10 protein-coding genes are annotated in these 16,916 nt (G+C 62.0%); 9 read left to right on the forward strand and 1 reads right to left on the reverse strand.

The features are described from left to right. Positions 1 to 19 precede the first annotated feature (19 nt). The 9 genes from M1D99_RS02670 to M1D99_RS02710 all read left to right on the forward strand — a co-directional run bounded on the left by M1D99_RS02670 (position 20) and on the right by M1D99_RS02710 (position 15,401). Complete coding sequence (locus M1D99_RS02670) at positions 20 to 550, forward strand: DUF5943 domain-containing protein (RefSeq protein ID WP_018612374.1); 531 nt, start codon at positions 20 to 22, stop codon at positions 548 to 550. 15 nt (positions 551 to 565) lie between these two features. Further along, complete coding sequence (dgcA, locus tag M1D99_RS02675; RefSeq protein ID WP_072405833.1) at positions 566 to 2,626, forward strand: dimethylglycine demethylation protein DgcA; 2,061 nt, start codon at positions 566 to 568, stop codon at positions 2,624 to 2,626. Between the two features lie 164 nt (positions 2,627 to 2,790). After that, positions 2,791 to 4,740 carry a dimethylglycine demethylation protein DgcB gene (gene dgcB, locus M1D99_RS02680; RefSeq protein WP_186729161.1) on the forward strand — a complete coding sequence of 650 codons (1,950 nt, stop codon included), beginning with the start codon at positions 2,791 to 2,793 and terminating at the stop codon, positions 4,738 to 4,740. Further along, complete coding sequence (gene etfA / locus M1D99_RS02685; RefSeq protein ID WP_458131344.1) at positions 4,740 to 5,960, forward strand: electron transfer flavoprotein subunit alpha; 1,221 nt, start codon at positions 4,740 to 4,742, stop codon at positions 5,958 to 5,960. Before dgcB ends, etfA begins: the two co-directional genes overlap by 1 nt. A gap of 15 nt (positions 5,961 to 5,975) precedes the next feature. Further along, a complete protein-coding gene (etfB, locus tag M1D99_RS02690) occupies positions 5,976 to 6,746 on the forward strand; it encodes an electron transfer flavoprotein subunit beta (RefSeq protein WP_434573864.1) in 771 nt (256 codons plus the stop codon). A 186-nt stretch (positions 6,747 to 6,932) separates the two neighbouring features. Continuing rightward, positions 6,933 to 7,499 (forward strand): GNAT family N-acetyltransferase, encoded by a 567-nt coding sequence (locus M1D99_RS02695; RefSeq protein ID WP_434573866.1) that lies wholly within the window; start codon positions 6,933 to 6,935, stop codon positions 7,497 to 7,499. 1,155 nt (positions 7,500 to 8,654) lie between these two features. Then, entirely contained in the window at positions 8,655 to 12,107 is a 3,453-nt protein-coding gene (locus M1D99_RS02700; protein ID WP_434573868.1) for a GMC oxidoreductase, read from the forward strand. Between the two features lie 153 nt (positions 12,108 to 12,260). Continuing rightward, positions 12,261 to 14,129, forward strand: coding sequence for a c-type cytochrome (locus M1D99_RS02705; protein WP_458131345.1), 1,869 nt, complete (start codon positions 12,261 to 12,263; stop codon positions 14,127 to 14,129). Positions 14,130 to 14,156: 27 nt separating this feature from the next. Further along, positions 14,157 to 15,401, forward strand: a complete 1,245-nt coding sequence (locus M1D99_RS02710; RefSeq protein ID WP_458131346.1) for a metallophosphoesterase — start codon at positions 14,157 to 14,159, stop codon at positions 15,399 to 15,401. A gap of 114 nt (positions 15,402 to 15,515) precedes the next feature. Here the strand turns inward: M1D99_RS02710 and gbcA are convergent, their stop codons facing one another. Next, complete coding sequence (gene gbcA, locus M1D99_RS02715; protein WP_434573874.1) at positions 15,516 to 16,811, reverse strand: glycine-betaine demethylase subunit GbcA; 1,296 nt, start codon at positions 16,809 to 16,811, stop codon at positions 15,516 to 15,518. Positions 16,812 to 16,916 lie beyond the last annotated feature (105 nt).

Consider the following 16,916-nt stretch of genomic DNA (forward strand, 5'->3'; position numbering starts at 1 on the left):
TTTCCGGAGTCAAGTTTTCATGGCCAAGATCGCCCCGCAACTGCCTATCGAAGTCGACAGCGAAACCGGTGTCTGGACCTCCGACGCCCTGCCGATGCTGTACGTGCCGCGTCACTTCTTCGTCAACAACCACATGGGCATCGAGGAAGTGCTGGGCGCCGACGCCTACGCCGAAATCCTCTACAAGGCCGGCTACAAATCCGCCTGGCACTGGTGCGAAAAAGAAGCCGAATGCCATGGCCTGGAAGGCGTCGCGGTGTTCGAGCACTACATGAAGCGCCTGTCCCAGCGTGGCTGGGGCCTGTTCAAGATCCAGGACATCGACCTGGACAAAGGCACCGCCAGCGTGAAGCTCGAGCACTCGGCGTTCGTCTATGTGTACGGCAAGGTCGGGCGCAAGGTCGACTACATGTTCACCGGCTGGTTCGCCGGCGCCATGGACCAGATCCTCGCCGCGCGCGGCAGCCAGATCCGCACCGTGGCCGAGCAGGTCTACGGCGGTTCCGAAGAAGGCCACGACGACGGCCTGTTCATCGTCAAGCCGTTGTAAGTCGAGGATCGCGCCATGGCTTTTGAAGCAATGTTCCAGCCGATCCAGATCGGCAAGCTGACCATCCGCAACCGCGTGCTCAGCACCGCGCACGCCGAGGTCTACGCCACCGACGGCGGCATGACCACCGACCGGTACGTGAAGTATTACGAAGAGAAGGCCAAGGGCGGCATCGGCCTGGCGATCTGTGGTGGCTCGTCGGTGGTTGCCATCGACAGCCCCCAGGAATGGTGGAGCTCGGTGAACCTGTCCACCGACCGCATCATCCCGCATTTCCAGAACCTGGCCGACGCCATGCACAAGCATGGCGCCAAGATCATGATCCAGATTACCCACATGGGCCGTCGCTCGCGCTGGGACGGCTTCAACTGGCCGACCCTGATGTCGCCGTCCGGCGTGCGTGAGCCGGTGCACCGTGCTACCTGCAAGACCATCGAGCCGGAAGAGATCTGGCGGGTGATCGGCAACTACGCCCAGGCCGCGCGCCGGGCCAAGGCCGGTGGCCTGGACGGCGTCGAATTGTCGGCGGTGCACCAGCACATGATCGACCAGTTCTGGAGCCCGCGGGTCAACAAGCGTACCGACGAATGGGGCGGCAGCTTTGAAGGCCGCATGAAGTTCGGCCTGGAAGTGTTGAAGGCCGTGCGTGCCGAAGTGGGCGACGATTTCTGCGTGGGCATGCGCCTGTGCGGTGACGAGTTCCACCCGGACGGCTTGTCCCACGAGGACATGAAGCAGATCGCCAAGTACTACGACGACACCGGCATGCTGGATTTCATCGGCGTTGTGGGTTCGGGTTGCGACACCCACAACACCCTGGCCAACGTCATCCCGAACATGAGTTATCCACCGGAGCCGTTCCTGCACTTGGCCGCCGGTATCAAGGAAGTGGTCAAGGTCCCGGTGCTGCACGCGCAGAACATCAAGGACCCGAACCAGGCCACGCGGATCCTGGAGGGCGGTTACGTCGACATGGTCGGCATGACCCGTGCCCACATCGCCGACCCGCACCTGATCGCCAAGATCAAGATGGGCCAGATCGACCAGATCAAGCAGTGCGTCGGCGCCAACTACTGCATCGACCGCCAGTACCAAGGCCTGGACGTGCTGTGCATCCAGAACGCCGCGACGTCCCGTGAATACATGGGCGTGCCACACATCATCGAGAAGTCCACCGGGCCCAAGCGCAAAGTCGTGGTGGTCGGTGCCGGCCCGGCCGGGATGGAAGCCGCGCGCGTGGCCGCCGAACGTGGGCACGATGTGACCCTGTTCGAGAAGAAGGAATTCATCGGCGGGCAGATCACCACCGCCTCGAAGGCCCCGCAACGGGACCAGATCGCCGGTATCACCCGCTGGTTCCAATTGGAGCTGGCGCGGCTGAAAGTCGACCTGCGCCTGGGCGTTGCGGCTGATGCGGCGACCATCATGGACCTGCGTCCGGACGTGGTGGTGCTGGCCGTCGGCGGGCATCCGAACGTGGAGCAGAACGAACACTGGGGCGCCGCCGAAGGGCTGGTGGTCAGCAGCTGGGATGTCCTCGACGGCAAGGTCGCGCCGGGCAAGAACGTGCTGGTCTACGACACCATTTGCGAGTTCACCGGGATGTCGGTGGCCGACTTCCTCGCCGACAAGGGCAGCCAGGTCGAGATCGTCACCGACGACATCAAGCCGGGCGTGGCCATTGGCGGGACGTCGTTCCCCACCTACTACCGCAGCATGTACCCCAAGGAAGTGATCATGACCGGGGACATGATGCTGGAGAAGGTCTACCGCGAAGGCGACAAGCTGGTGGCGGTGCTGGAGAACGAATACACCGGCGCCAAGGAAGAACGCGTGGTGGACCAGGTGGTGGTGGAGAACGGCGTGCGGCCGGACGAAGAAATCTACTACGCGCTCAAGGAGGGTTCGCGCAACAAGGGCCAGATCGACGTCGAAGCCCTGTTCGCGATCAAGCCCCAGCCATGCCTGGAACAGAGCGGCGATGGCTACCTGCTGTTCCGCATCGGCGACTGCGTGGCCCAGCGTAATACCCACGCGGCCATCTACGACGCCCTGCGGTTGTGCAAGGATTTCTAACGGCTTGCACCAAACCCCTGTGGGAGCGGGCTTGCTCGCGAATGCATTTTGTCAGCCACACATAAGCTGACTGTCACACCGCCTTCGCGAGCAAGCCCGCTCCCACAGTGACCGAGTAAGGCATCTCGACCTGCAAGACCCTGAGGTCTTTGGGAGCAACACCTATGTTGAACACCCTTCTTCCAATCCTGCTGTTCGCAGCCCTCGGCCTCGCGGCCCTGGGCGCCTTGCGGCGGATGAACATGTGGCGCCGCGGACGACCGGCCAAGGTCGACCTGATCGGTGGCCTCTTTGCCATGCCCAAGCGCTACATGGTGGATTTGCACCATGTGGTGGCGCGGGACAAATACATTGCCAACACCCACGTCGCCACGGCCGGTGGTGCGGTGGCGTCGATTGTGTTGGCGATCCTGGTCCACGGTTTTGGCCTGCATAACCGCTTCCTCGGCTATGCGTTGCTGCTGATGTCGGCTGTGATGTTCGTTGGCGCGATCTTCATGTACCTGCGTCGGCGCAACCCGCCCGCGCGTTTGTCGAAAGGCCCGTGGATGCGCCTGCCGAAAAGCCTGCTGGCCTTCTCGGCGTCGTTCTTCCTGGTGACCTTGCCGGTGGCGGGCATCCTGCCGGAAAACTTCGGTGGTTGGCTGGTGGCGGCGATCCTGGGTGTCGGCGTGTTGTGGGGCGTATCGGAATTGTTCTTCGGCATGACCTGGGGCGGGCCGATGAAGCACGCCTTCGCCGGTGCCCTGCACCTGGCCTGGCACCGCCGCGCCGAGCGCTTTGGTGGCGGTCGTTCCACCGGTCTGAAGCCGCTGGACCTGAATGATCCGACCGCACCGCTGGGTGTGGAAAAACCCAAGGATTTCACCTGGAACCAACTGCTCGGCTTCGACGCCTGTGTGCAGTGCGGCAAGTGCGAAGCGGCCTGCCCGGCGTTCGCCGCCGGCCAACCGCTGAACCCGAAAAAACTCATCCAGGACATGGTCGTCGGCCTGGCCGGCGGCACCGATGCGAAATTCGCCGGCAGTCCTTACCCAGGTAAACCTGTCGGTGAGCACAGCGGCAACCCGCACCAGCCCATCGTCAACGGCCTGGTGGATGCCGAGACCCTGTGGTCCTGCACCACCTGCCGGGCGTGCGTCGAGGAATGCCCGATGATGATCGAGCACGTCGATGCCATCGTCGACATGCGCCGCCACCTGACCCTGGAAAAAGGCGCCACGCCGAACAAGGGCGCCGAGGTGTTGGAAAACCTCATCGCCACCGACAACCCTGGCGGCTTCGCCCCGGGTGGGCGGATGAACTGGGCGGCGGACCTGAACCTGAACCTGCTCAGCGAGAAGAAATCCACCGACGTGCTGTTTTGGGTTGGCGATGGTGCCTTCGACATGCGCAACCAGCGGACCCTGCGCGCCTTCGTCAAAGTGCTCAAGGCGGCGAAGATCGACTTCGCCGTGCTCGGCCTCGAAGAGCGCGACAGCGGCGACGTGGCCCGGCGCCTGGGAGATGAGGCGACGTTCCAGCTGTTGGCCAAGCGCAACATCCAGACCCTGGCCAAATACAGCTTCAATCGCATCGTCACCTGCGACCCCCACAGCTTCCATGTGCTGAAAAACGAATACGGCGCCTTCGATGGCAACTACCTAGTGCAGCACCACAGCACCTACCTGGCGGAAATCATCGACGCCGGCGCGTTGAACCTTGGCCAGCACAAGGGCGACAGCGTGACTTATCACGACCCGTGCTACCTGGGCCGCTACAACGGCGAATACGAGGCGCCGCGCCAAGTGCTGCGGGCGCTGGGCATCGAGGTCAAGGAGATGCAGCGTTCCGGTTTCCGTTCACGTTGCTGCGGCGGTGGCGGCGGCGCGCCGATCACCGACATCCCGGGCAAGCAGCGCATCCCGGACATGCGCATGGACGACATCCGCGAAACCGGTGCCGAGCTGGTGGCCGTGGGTTGTCCACAGTGCACCGCGATGCTCGAAGGCGTGGTCGAACCACGGCCGATGATCAAGGACATTGCCGAACTGGTGGCCGATGCGCTGCTGGAAGACGCGGCCCCGAGCAAGCCCGTGGCCCCGGCCAAACGTGAACCCGCGGAGGTGCATTAATGAGCGACATCATCCGCCGCGACCCTCGCGCCGAGTGGATCGCCCGCAACCGCCTGCATCCACTGCACGCAGCCATGCAACCGGTGCAGCACAGCTGGATGGGGCCCAACGGCGTCATTCGCAAAAACGTCCATGGCGTCGGTTTCATCGGCCCCAATGGGATCAAACGGATTGATCGCAGCGGTGCCCAGCAAGGTGGGGCGAGCAAACGCACCGCTGCCGTTGAAGTGCAATTGCCGCTGCATCAGGTGCCGCAACCGGCGTTCCACATCTGTGTTGTCCCGGACATGGTCGGTGGCCGCCTCAGCAGTCACGACCGCGATCTGCTGGGCCTGGCCCATCAGTTGGCCGGAAGCGACGGCGCGGTGTTGGCGGTGGTCTTCGGCGAGCACAAGGAAAGCGCTTTCGCCACGGCGGGTGTCGACCGCTTGCTGGTGCTCGATGGCGAAGAGTTCAGCGGTTATGCACCGGAACAACGCGTTCAGGGCTTGCGGGCTGTGGATAACCAGTTCAACCCACGCCATTGGCTGCTGCCTGACAGTCGCAGCGGCGGTGGTGAATTGGGCCGGCGCTTTGCCGCAGCCCTGGGCGAGCGCCCGGCCACGCGGGTCTGGCAGGTCAAGGGCGAAGAATGCATCGGCCGCGCCGGTGCGGGCCTGCAAGACTTGGCCCGGCCGTTGGCGCGCTTGATCCTGGCGGCGGCCGAATGTGCCGAGCCGGTCAGCGAAACCCGTCACGAAGCCTTGCCGGTGGAGTTATCCACAAGCGTGGCGCGCAGCTTGTCGCGCATCGAAGACCTTGGCGCGGTTGCCGTGGACCCGGGTGCGATCCCGATGGCCGAGGCCGAATTCATTTTCTCCGGCGGCAACGGGGTCAAGGACTGGACGCTGTTCCACCAGACCGCCGCCGCCCTGGGCGCCACCGAAGGCGCTTCGCGGGTGGCGGTGGACGATGGTTTTATGGCCCGGGATCGCCAGGTCGGTGCGTCCGGCACTTGGGTCACGGCGCGGGTCTACGTGGCCGTGGGGATTTCCGGGGCAATCCAGCATCTGCAAGGCATTGGCGCCTGCGACAAGGTGGTGGCGATCAACCTTGATCCGGGCTGCGACATGATCAAACGGGCAGACCTGTCGGTGATTGGTGACAGCGCGGCGATTCTCCAGGCCTTGATCGCGGCGGTAGAGGCTTACCGCAACGAAGCCAAGCGCGATGCGGCTTAAGCTAAGGAAACGTTCATGAGTACCCAAGTGATCAGCCTCGTCTCCATCGGCGCCCACCCGACCTCTGGCCGACCTCGACGGGCCGAGCAGGACGCCCGGGCCGTGGAGCTGGGCCTGCAACTGGCCGGCAACGACTTGCAAGTGCTGCACGCCGGCGACGTGGCCGAGCCGGCCCTGCGCGCCTACCTGGGCATGGGCCTGGAGGAACTCCACGTCCTGGAAAATCCCGATGGGGCCGACGCCCTGCCGGCCTTGACCGACTACCTGCGTGATGCTGGCGCCCAAGTGGTGCTTACCGGCAGCCAGGCGGAAACCGGCGAGGGCTCGGGCATGTTGCCGTTTTTGCTGGCGGAAAACCTCGGCTGGCCGCTGGTGGTGGGTCTGGCCCAGGTCGAATCCATCGAAAACGGCGCGGCCCTGGTGCTGCAAGCCTTGCCTCGCGGCCAACGGCGACGTCTCAAAGTGCGCCTGCCGTTCCTGGCCACTGTGGATAACGCTGCGCCAAAACCTCGGCAAAGCGCCTACGGCCCGGCCCGGCGTGGAGCGTTGCATGCCGAGGAGGTCGAAGTGATCGACGACACGCTGCTGGCGGTAGCCACCCTGCAACCGGCCAAGCCACGGCCCAAGCGCTTGAAAGTGATCAAGGCCAAGAGCGGCGCCGACCGCATGAAAGCCGCCACGGCCAAGGCCAGCGGCGGAGGCGGACAAGTGCTCAAGGGCGTGAGCCCGGAGGCAGGGGCCGAGGCGATTCTCAAGTTGTTGGTGGAGGAAGGGGTGGTTCGCTAGACCCAGGCTCAACACAAAACCTGTGGGAGCGGGCTTGCTCGCGAAGGGGAGCATCAGTCAACGAAAAAGGTTGCCTGATACACCGCTTTCGCGAGCAAGCCCGCTCCCACAAGTGAAATATGTGTTGCCCACAATCCTTGTGGGCCCCTTTGTGGATAACCGCCGTCAGCCAAATGGAGCCCAGCAATGGAAGTTGAATTTCGTCCGGCCTTGCCTATGGATGCACGGGAGATCGCCCGTCTGTTCCGGATTTCTTCGGAGGGTGCGTCGGATTACATCTGGAGCCAATTGGCGGAGCCAGGGCAGGACCTATTGGAAGTAGGGGCCGCTCGTTATGCCCGGGAGAATGTCGATTTTTCTTACCAGAACTGTTTTGTCGCCCAAGCGGATGGCCGGGTCATCGGCATGATGCACTGTTACGTCACGCGCGAGGATCCGCTGGCGGCGCCGGTGACGGATCCGGTCCTGGCACCCTACGCCGACATGGAAGTGCCCGACACCCTCTATATTTCAAGCCTGGCCCTGCATGAAGGCTGGCGTAACAAGGGGCTCGGCGTGCGCTTTCTCGAGTTGGCGCAACAGCGTGCCGACCTACTGGCGCTCAAAGGCCTGAGCTTGATCGACTACGCCGCCAATACCGGCGCCCGGCGTTTCTATGAGCGCCAGGGCTTTGGCATCGTCAAAACCTGTCAGGTTTTCCCGCATCCATTAATTCGGGTGACGGGGGAGGCGTACCTCATGCATCGGCCTTGATCGCTATGGCGGTTTCACCAGAACCCCCTGTGGGAGCGGGCTTGCTCGCGAAGGCGGTGTATCAGTCGACGATGGGTTGTCTGACACACCGCCTTCGCGAGCAAGCCCGCTCCCACATAGGATTGGTGGTGCATGTGAATTTTGTATCTATCCAATCATTGTGGGAGCGAGTGTTACCCACAATCCCTGTGCGCGCCTCTGTGGATAACCTGTTCGCCCCTCGCTGCACCCCATGCAAACCAGGCGCTCCAGGCCTGCGGTCAAAAAACAGCCAACCTAACCCACGGTTTTTATTGGCTTTTGTTTGTGAATAACGATCCCTTCCAGCCGAAACTTGCCCCCAATCTCTGTTGGCGCTTCTGTGGATAAGATGTTCGCTCTACGCTGCAAGCCAGACGGACCGGGCTGTTCAGTGAGTTGATCATAAAGTGATCAAACAATCTTTTTTATCAAGAAAATCTTGGGAAAACCCCGATTTACCTGCCGTCCAAAGGGTTTTCCACAGAATCGTCAAATTTACCCCCAAACACTGTTGGCGCTTCTGTGGATAAGGTGTTCGCTCACCTCTACAGCCCAGGAATTACAAGGCTTACAGAGCATTGGTCAAAAAACAACCGATAGGCTCGGCAAACCGTCGTTTTCCATAAGTCACGGTTTTTATTCACTTTGCGGGTGAAAAAATTCCCGACCTATCCCACTTGTCCCCATTTGCTGTGGGTGGCCATGTGGATAACTTGTTCGCCAAACGCTGCAAGCCACGGCTGGCATAGCGCATATCGCTATAGATCAAATTTCATACAGTTCTAAGGAACTGCCTTGACGCAAGCCTGTCGCCTGTCTTCACTTCCATGGCACAAGGACATCGCGACTTTATCCACATCAGGTTCAGGGAGAACACATGATGGATAGCAAGGTTCCCCGCTCACACCCGCTCCCCCCACAGACCTGCGTCCCGGCATCGCCCACTTCGTTGCACAAGCGCATTCATCGTCGCGCCACCAATCAGCGTGCGCGTCTATAGCGAGTACCCGATTTCCCCCCTGTAACACCGTTGACTGCCGCTGGACCCTGCACGGGACAGTGGCCAGGCGTTCGTGCGCCTGTGGATTTTCAGGCAACCGCAGAGTTGCCCCTTCTGCCTGAGAGGACTTGAACATGACACGGATCTCAACCCCCATCAGTGATATCCAGGAGCACTATGACGTGGTCGTCATCGGTTCCGGCTACGGTGGCGGCATTGCTGCCTCGCGCCTGTCCCGGGCCGGACGCAAGGTGTGCCTGCTGGAGCGTGGCCGGGAAATCCAGCCTGGCGAATACCCCAACACCCTGCTCGCGGCTACCGAGGAACTGCAGGTCCATGACCCCGACGGTCACATCGGCTCGCGCACCGGCCTGTTCGACCTGCACGTCAACGCCCAGCAGAACGTGGTGGTCGGTTGTGGGCTGGGCGGCACGTCGCTGATCAATGCCAACGTCGCGTTGGAGCCCGAGCCTGGCGTGTTCGAGGACCCGCGTTGGCCGCAGGCGGTACGGGACCACCAGGACACGTTGCTCAAGGACGGCTACGCTCGGGCTCGGGAGATGCTCAAGCCCAATCCCTACCCGGCGTCGGCACCGAACCTGCCCAAGCTCGACGCCCACAAGAAATCAGCCGATTACCTCAAGCAAGGCGCGCACTTCTACACACCCCCCATCAACGTGACCTTCGACAAGCTGCCCAACAACCTCAACCACGTCGGCGTTGAACAGTTGCCCTGCAACGGCTGTGGCGACTGCGTCTCGGGCTGTAACAACAAGGCCAAGAACACCACACTGATGAACTACCTGCCGGATGCCTGGAACCACGGCACGGAGATTTTCTGCCAGGCCGAGGTGCGGCACTTGGAGCGCGACGGTGACGGCTGGATCGTGCATTTTCAGTACCTGGACAGCGGCCGCGAGCTGTTCTCGGCGCCCACGTTGTTCGTGCGGGCCGATGTCGTCGTGGTCTCCGCCGGCACTCTGGGCTCCACCGAAATCATGCTGCGCTCGCGGGACAAGGGCTTGGCCATGTCCAGCCAGTTGGGCGAGCACATGAGCGGCAACGGCGACATCCTCGGGTTCGGCCACAACTGCGACCAAGTGATCAACGGCATCGGCTTCGGCGCCCATTCGGCCAAGGAACTGGAACCGGTGGGGCCGTGCATCACCTCGATCATCGACATGCGCACCGAAGGCGACTGGCGCAGCCGCATGGTCATCGAGGAAGGTTCGATTCCCGGTGCCCTCGGCCGGGCCATGGTGCCGAGCATGGCGGCGTTTGCCGAGATGATCGGCGTGCCCACCGACACCGGTTTCGGCGCCAGCCTCAAGTACAAGGGCCGGGAGGCCGAGAGCTTTCTGCGCGGGCCGTATTACGGCGCGCTGCACAACATGCAGACCTACTTGATCATGAGTCATGACAACGTCAAGGGGCGCATGTTGCTCGACAACAAGGATCAGTTGCGCATCGACTGGCCTGGCGTCGGCGAACAGGAAAACGTCACCCTCGGCAACGAGCGCCTGCACCAGAGCACCAAGGCCCTGGGCGGAATCTGGGTCGAGAACCCGATCTGGACCAAGCTGCTCAAGCACAGCATCGTCTCGGTCCATCCCCTGGGCGGTTGCGTGATGGGCGAGGACGCGACGCAAGGCGTGGTCAACCACAAGGGCCAGGTGTTCAGTGGCGCCAGCGGCACCGAGGTCTACCCGGGCCTGTACGTGACCGACGGCGCAGTGATCCCCACCTCCCTGGCGGTCAATCCGCTGCTGACCATTTCGGCGGTGAGCGAACGCAACATGGGGCTGCTGGCGGCCGACCGTGGCTGGATCATCGACTACACGCTGCCCTCGGCCCCGCGCAAAGCGGTGGCGGCGCCGACCCTCGGCGTGCAGTTCACCGAAACCATGAAGGGCTACTTTTCCACAGCCTTCACCCAGGCCCAGGGCACCGATCTGAGCCTGTACGAAGCGGCGGCCAAGCGTGGCAAGGCCGACAACTCGCCCATCGAATTTACCCTGACCATTACCGCCGCCGACCTCAATCGCTTGATCAAGGAGCCGGAACACGCCGCGACCCTGGTGGGCACCCTCGATGCGCCGCTGCTGTCGCCCAAGCCATTGGTCGCCAGTAACGGGGTGTTCAATCTGTTCGAGCAGTACCAGGGACAGGTCGGCGTGCGGCACATGAACTACGACATGAAGCTGACCGCCGAAGACGGCAGCGACTATTACTTCAGCGCCTTCAAGACCGTGCCCGAGGACAACGGCGTGCTGAACATCTGGCCTGACACCAGCACCTTGTACGTCACGCTGTATCGCGGACCGGACAAGACCGGCGCGGTGCTCGGCTGCGGCGTGATGCACATCCTGCCGGCCGACTTCGCCAAGCAGATGACCACCATGAAAGTGCTCAACGCCCGCAATGAACGTGAGCGCGTGGAGGCGCTGGCGCGGTTCGGCAAGTTCTTCGCCGGGATCCTGTGGGAGAGCTACGGAGGCGTCTTCGCAGGCGACGTCTACTTCAACCCGGACGCGCCGCCCCGGTTGAAACGGCCATTGGATGCACCGGCGCCGGTGGTGCATTTCTTCCCGACCGAAGACAACGTCGAGCTGCGCCTGACCCGCTATCAGGCCGGCAAAAAAGGCCCGGTGATGTTGGTCCATGGCCTGGGGGTGGGCTCGAACATCTTTTCCACCGACACCATCCACACCAACCTGCTGGAGTATCTGTGCAAGCACGAGTACGACGTCTGGCTGCTGGATCTACGGGTGAGCATCCTGCTGCCGGCCAGCAAGCACGAATGGAACGGCGACCAAGTGGCCCAGTACGATTTCAAGGCGGCCATCGAGCAGATCCAGCAAGCGACGCTGGCCCGTGACGTGCAATGCGTGGTGCATTGCTACGGCGCGACGACCTTCTTCATGTCGATGCTGGCGGGGCTGCAAGGGGTGCGCTCGGTGGTCTGCTCGCAGATCGCCGCCGACACGGTGGTCGCCACCGCCACCGGTCTGAAGGCCGGTTTGCATTTGCCGGGAATGCTCGATGCCATCGGCATCAAGTCCATGACGGCCTACGCCGACACCAAGGAAAGCTGGTTCAACAAACTCTACGACAAGGCCCTCAACGGCTATGCCCGGATCGAGGCCCAGGGCTATTGCACCAACCCGGTCTGCCATCGCATCACGTTCATGTATGCGTCGCTGTACCGCCACGACACCCTCAACGAAACCCTGCACGACAACCTGCATGAGCTGTTCGGCGAGTCGAACATCCAGACCTTCGAGCACCTGGCGCTGATCGTGCGCAAGGGGCACCTGGTGGACTTCAAGGGCAACGACGTCTACATGCCGCATTTCGATCGGTTGAAGTTGCCGATCTGCTTTATCAGCGGCGCCGACAACCAGTGCTACCTGCCGCAAAGCACCCTCAAGACCTACGAGCGGTTGTGCGAGATGCACGGCCCGCATTTGTTCAGCCGCCATGAAGTGAAGGGTTACGGTCATATCGACTGCATGTTCGGCAAGGACGCGGTGGTGGATGTGTATCCGATCATTCTTGAGCACCTGGAGAAGACGGCGTTGGGCTAGCTGACTGCCCTCCGTGGCGAGGGAGCTTGCTCCCGCTCGGCTGCGAAGCAGTCGTCGCTTTTGAAGTCTTGGGGGCCGCTACGCGGCCCAGCGGGAGCAAGCTCCCTCGCCACATGGGTTTTGTGGTGAGTCAAGAATAAGGAAAAGGATGCCATGAACACTTACATCCGCTGGTTCCAACGCATCATTTGGGTCGGGATTGTCATGAACATGTTCTTCGCGATCCCGGCGCTGTTCGCGCCGGCGTTGCTGACGTCCATGATCGGCCTGCCCCCCGTACTGTCCGATCCCTGGCTGGAAAACGCCGGCATGTTGCTGGTGGGGATCAGCCTGTTCTACATGCCCTCGGGGTTCAACGCGCCGCATTTCGTCGTGCACTCATGGTTGTGCGTGCTGTCGCGGCTGGTGGCGGTGGTGTTCTGGATTTACCTGATCAACACCAACAACCAGGGCCAGCTGTTCGTGCCGATGCTGATGGGCGACCTGAGCATGTTCCTGATCCTGGGCGTGCTGCTGTACCTGGGCAGCCCAGTGGCCAATCGTCCGCTGGCCTTGCTTTGCGCCGGTTGGCGGGAGTGGCGCGCCGGCTGGGCGCTGCGCTGGCAGAGCCACGGGTTCAGGGTCGGCACGTTGGTGGTGGTGTTGCTGTTGGGGTTCATCGGCTACCAGACCTGGTATCAGATGATCCGGGAGGTGCCACAGCCGGACTTCGCCTCCGACGAAGACCATTACAAATACGCCGCCATCGGCCTGGGCATCGAGGCGCGGATTCCCTACTACCTGTTCGCCGTGCTGCCGCAGATGTGCCCGGAAAAACTGCCCAAGCCGGGTGGCTACGAGGTATTCGGTTTTCTCTATGAAAACGGCAACGACCTGCCCATCGGCATGGCCAAGCGGCAGCTCGGTTACCCCACCGTGGAGCCGAACTGCGCCCTGTGCCACACCGGTTCCTACCGGGCCAATGCCAGTGACGTCGCGGTGCCGGTCGCCGCCGCGCCGGCCAATACCCTGCAACTTCAAGCCTTCCAATGGTTCGCCTACGAATGCGCCAGCGACCCGAAGTTCACCCCTGATACGGTGATGGCGGCGATCAATGGCAAGTTCCAGCTGGGCTTCTTCGAGAAACTGTACAACCGCTACCTGATCATCCCGATGGCCAAGAGTGCGCTGCTCAAGCAGAAGCAGGCCTACGCCTGGCAGAAGCTGCGTCCGGCCCAGGGACCTGGGCGGACCGACACCTTCAACCCGACCAAAATGGTGGTGTTCGGCTTCCCGGATGATTCCACCATCGGCACCGTGGATCTGCCGCAGGTGTGGAACCAGAAGCCCCGCGAGTCCATGTACCTGCATTGGGACGGCAATAACAACAAAATCCATGAGCGCAACTACGCAGCGGCCATGGCCGTGGGCGCGACGCCGGAATCGGTGCTGCCACCGAGTTTCAACCGGGTGACCAACTGGCTGCTGGGCCACAAGGCACCGGCTTGGCCGTTCGCCCTGGACCAGGAGAAAGTCGCCCAGGGCAAACCGATCTGGGAGAGAAACTGCGCCAGCTGCCATGATTTCGGCCGCAGCGACACCGGCCAGGTCACCACCCACATCGACCAGTTGGGCACCGACCCCCATCGCCTGAATTCCTTCACCACGGGCCTGGTGTCGGCGTTCCACGGCTTCAAGAAACCGCCGTTCGACTTTGGCGCCTACCGCAAGACGCAGAGCTACAGCAATACGCCCACCGACGGCATCTGGTTGCGGGCGCCGTACCTGCATAACGGTTCGGTGCCATCCCTGTGGGATTTGCTGCAAGCGCCGGAGCAGCGTCCGCAGGTGTTCTACACCGGCTCCGACATTTACGACCCGCAGAAGGTCGGCTTCGTCACCAGCGGCGCGCAGATGAAGGCGTCGGCGGATTTCAAATACGACACCCGCCTGGAAGGCAATCACAACGGCGGCCATCTGTACGGCACGCAGTTGTCGGACGTCGACAAACGGGCCCTGATCGAATTCATGAAAACCCTGTAGCCCAGGGCAAAACGAAGGAGCGTTCACATGTCATTACTGCACCATTGGGAACATGAGTTCGACAAGGTCAAGGTCCGCCTGCACGGGTTGGTTACTCGGCTGGAGATGTCCTGGAAGAAGCTCGTCAACGACCTGGAGCCCGAGGAGTTCCAGGCCATCGTCAGGTTGCTGCAGCGAGGCCACGACCAGGCCCGTCACGTCATCGACCACGGGGATTTGCCGGGCGACGAACCGGCCGTGCCCTGGGAGCTGGCTCACGGCTTGTCGATCCTGAAGATCGGCAACGCCACGCCGCTACCGCAAAAAGAAGAGGAATTGCCGACCCGCGTGCTCAAGGACGGCACGTTACTGGGCTGTCGCAAATGGGAACTGTTGGATCTTCTGTGGAGCGAGGCGCTGCTCAAATGGATCGAAAACCTGCGCCACCACGCGCCGTTCGCCACTACCCCGGCGCTGGTGAAGATGGATAACGACGTTGTGCTCGCCATCGCCGGCGACTGGGGCACCGGGCCGTTCGACAGTCATGCCCCGGCGGTGGCGGTGGCCAACCAGATGCAATTGGCCCTGGCCGATTTCACCATCCACCTGGGCGATGTGTATTACGCCGGCACCCATTCCCAGGAAGACGTCGACATGGTCGGTTGGCCCCAGGGCAAGCACGGCTCGTTCACCCTCAACTCCAACCATGAGATGTACAGCGGCGCCCATGGTTACTTCAAGGAGCTTGCGGCGCGTTTTCCGGTGCAGCAGGGCACCAGCTATTTCGCCTTGTACAACGACGACTGGCTGGTGGTTGGCCTGGACAGTGCGTACGCCTCGGACGCGATGAACCTGTACATGGACGGCACCCTCAACACCCAGCAGATCGAGTGGATGAAAACCCTGCCCAAGCGCAAGAAGCTGATGGTGCTCAGCCATCACCAGGGCTTCGATATTTCCGGGCATAACAAGACTGCGCTCTACCAACCGGTGTGCGATGCCCTGGGGCGTGAGCCGGATTATTGGTATTGGGGGCATTTGCACAATGGTATTTGCTATGCGGCGCAAGGCGGGTTGCATGCGCGCTGTGCCGGGCATGGAGCGATTCCCTATGGCACCACCAGCGAGTTGAATGGGCATGCGCGGGTGTTGTGGTCGGAAACGCAGTTGGCGGGGGACGAGGCGTATCCGGAGCGGGTGTTGAATGGGTATGTGAAGGTGCAGTTGAGGGGGGAGGAGATTGTCGAGACGTTTTATGGGGAGGATGGCAGTGTGCGGTGGTCTTCACATTAGTCGTCGGCTGTTAGACCGCCTTCGCGAGCAAGCCCGCTCCCACATTCGATCTCATTCCTTCTGAAGAAACTCGGTCAACTGTGGGAGCGGGCTTGCTCGCGAAGCTTTTAGTTTTTAGCCCTGGACTGGAACACCTTTGAGGTACGGCGCCGGTTCAGCGCCCAGGTTGTTGAGCAGGCGCTCGCTGTACCAGTCCACGAAGTTCACCACGCCAAACTCATAGGTCTTGGAGTACGGGCCTGGCTGGTAGGCGGTGGAGTTGATGCCGCGCTGGTTTTCCTCGGCCAGGCGACGGTCCTGGTCGTTGGTGGCGTCCCAGACTTCGCGCATGCGCGCCACGTCGTAGTCCACGCCTTCGACCGCGTCCTTGTGCACCAGCCACTTGGTGGTGACCATGGTTTCCTGGGCGCTGATCGGCCACACGGTGAACACGATGATGTGGTCGCCCATGCAGTGGTTCCACGAATGCGGCAGGTGCAGGATGCGCATCGAGCCCAGGTCCGGGTTCTTGATGCGGCCCATCAGCTTGGCGCAGCCTTGCTTGCCGTCCATGGTCATCGACACGGTGCCCTTGAGCAACGGCATGCGCACGATGCGGTTGCGCAGGCCGAAGCTGGCGTGGGCGTAAGGAATCTTCTCGGCGTCCCAGGCGGCGGCGGAAGCGGCCACGTGGTCCTTGAAGGCCTGGTCGGCCCGTGGGTCGGTGACATCGTCCCATTCCAGCAGGGTCTTGAGCAATTCGGGGTGCGAGGCGTTGCAGTGGTAGCACTCGCGGTTGTTCTCCAGCACCAGCTTCCAGTTGGCTTTTTCCATCAAGGTGGTTTGCACCGCCACCTTGGTGTTTTCCATGTCGTAGGGTTCCATGTAATGGTTCAGGGTCGACAGGAAGTCATCGATGGCCGGCGGGTTCTCGGCCAGGCTGATGAAAATGTAGCCGCCAGCGGTCTTCACATTCACCGGCTTGAGGCCGTACTGCTTCATGTCGAAGTCGGCGCCCATCTCGGTGCCGGCGAACAGCAGGCGACCGTCCAGCTCGTAGGTCCACTGGTGGTAGTGGCAGACCAGTTTGGCGACTTTGCCTTTTTCGCTGGTGCACAGCCGCGAACCGCGGTGGCGGCAGACGTTATGGAAGGCGTGCACCACACCGTCGGCGCCGCGAATCACGATGATCGGGTTCTTGCCGACTTGCAGGGTCAGGTAGTTGCCCTTGGCCGGGATCTCGCAAGTCATGCCGGCGATCAACCATTCTTTCTGGAAGATTTCCTGCATGTCGATATCAAACAGGCGCTCATCACTGTAGAACGGTTGCGGCAGCGAAAAGGTACGCTCGCGCTCCTGCAGCATTTGCGCGGTGGCCTTGCGTGCGGGTTCCAGCGGATCGCCCAGGCTCAGGGTAGTGGTGACGTCCATCGTTTTATCCTCATGGCCATCTTTGTGGCCGGCGAAAAATGACTAATCGGTTGTGCTACGCAAGGCAGAAAACTTTGTTTATCTGTTGGGGCGAGTGTGGGGCCG

It is taken from the genome of Pseudomonas sp. R3-41, assembly GCF_054161485.1.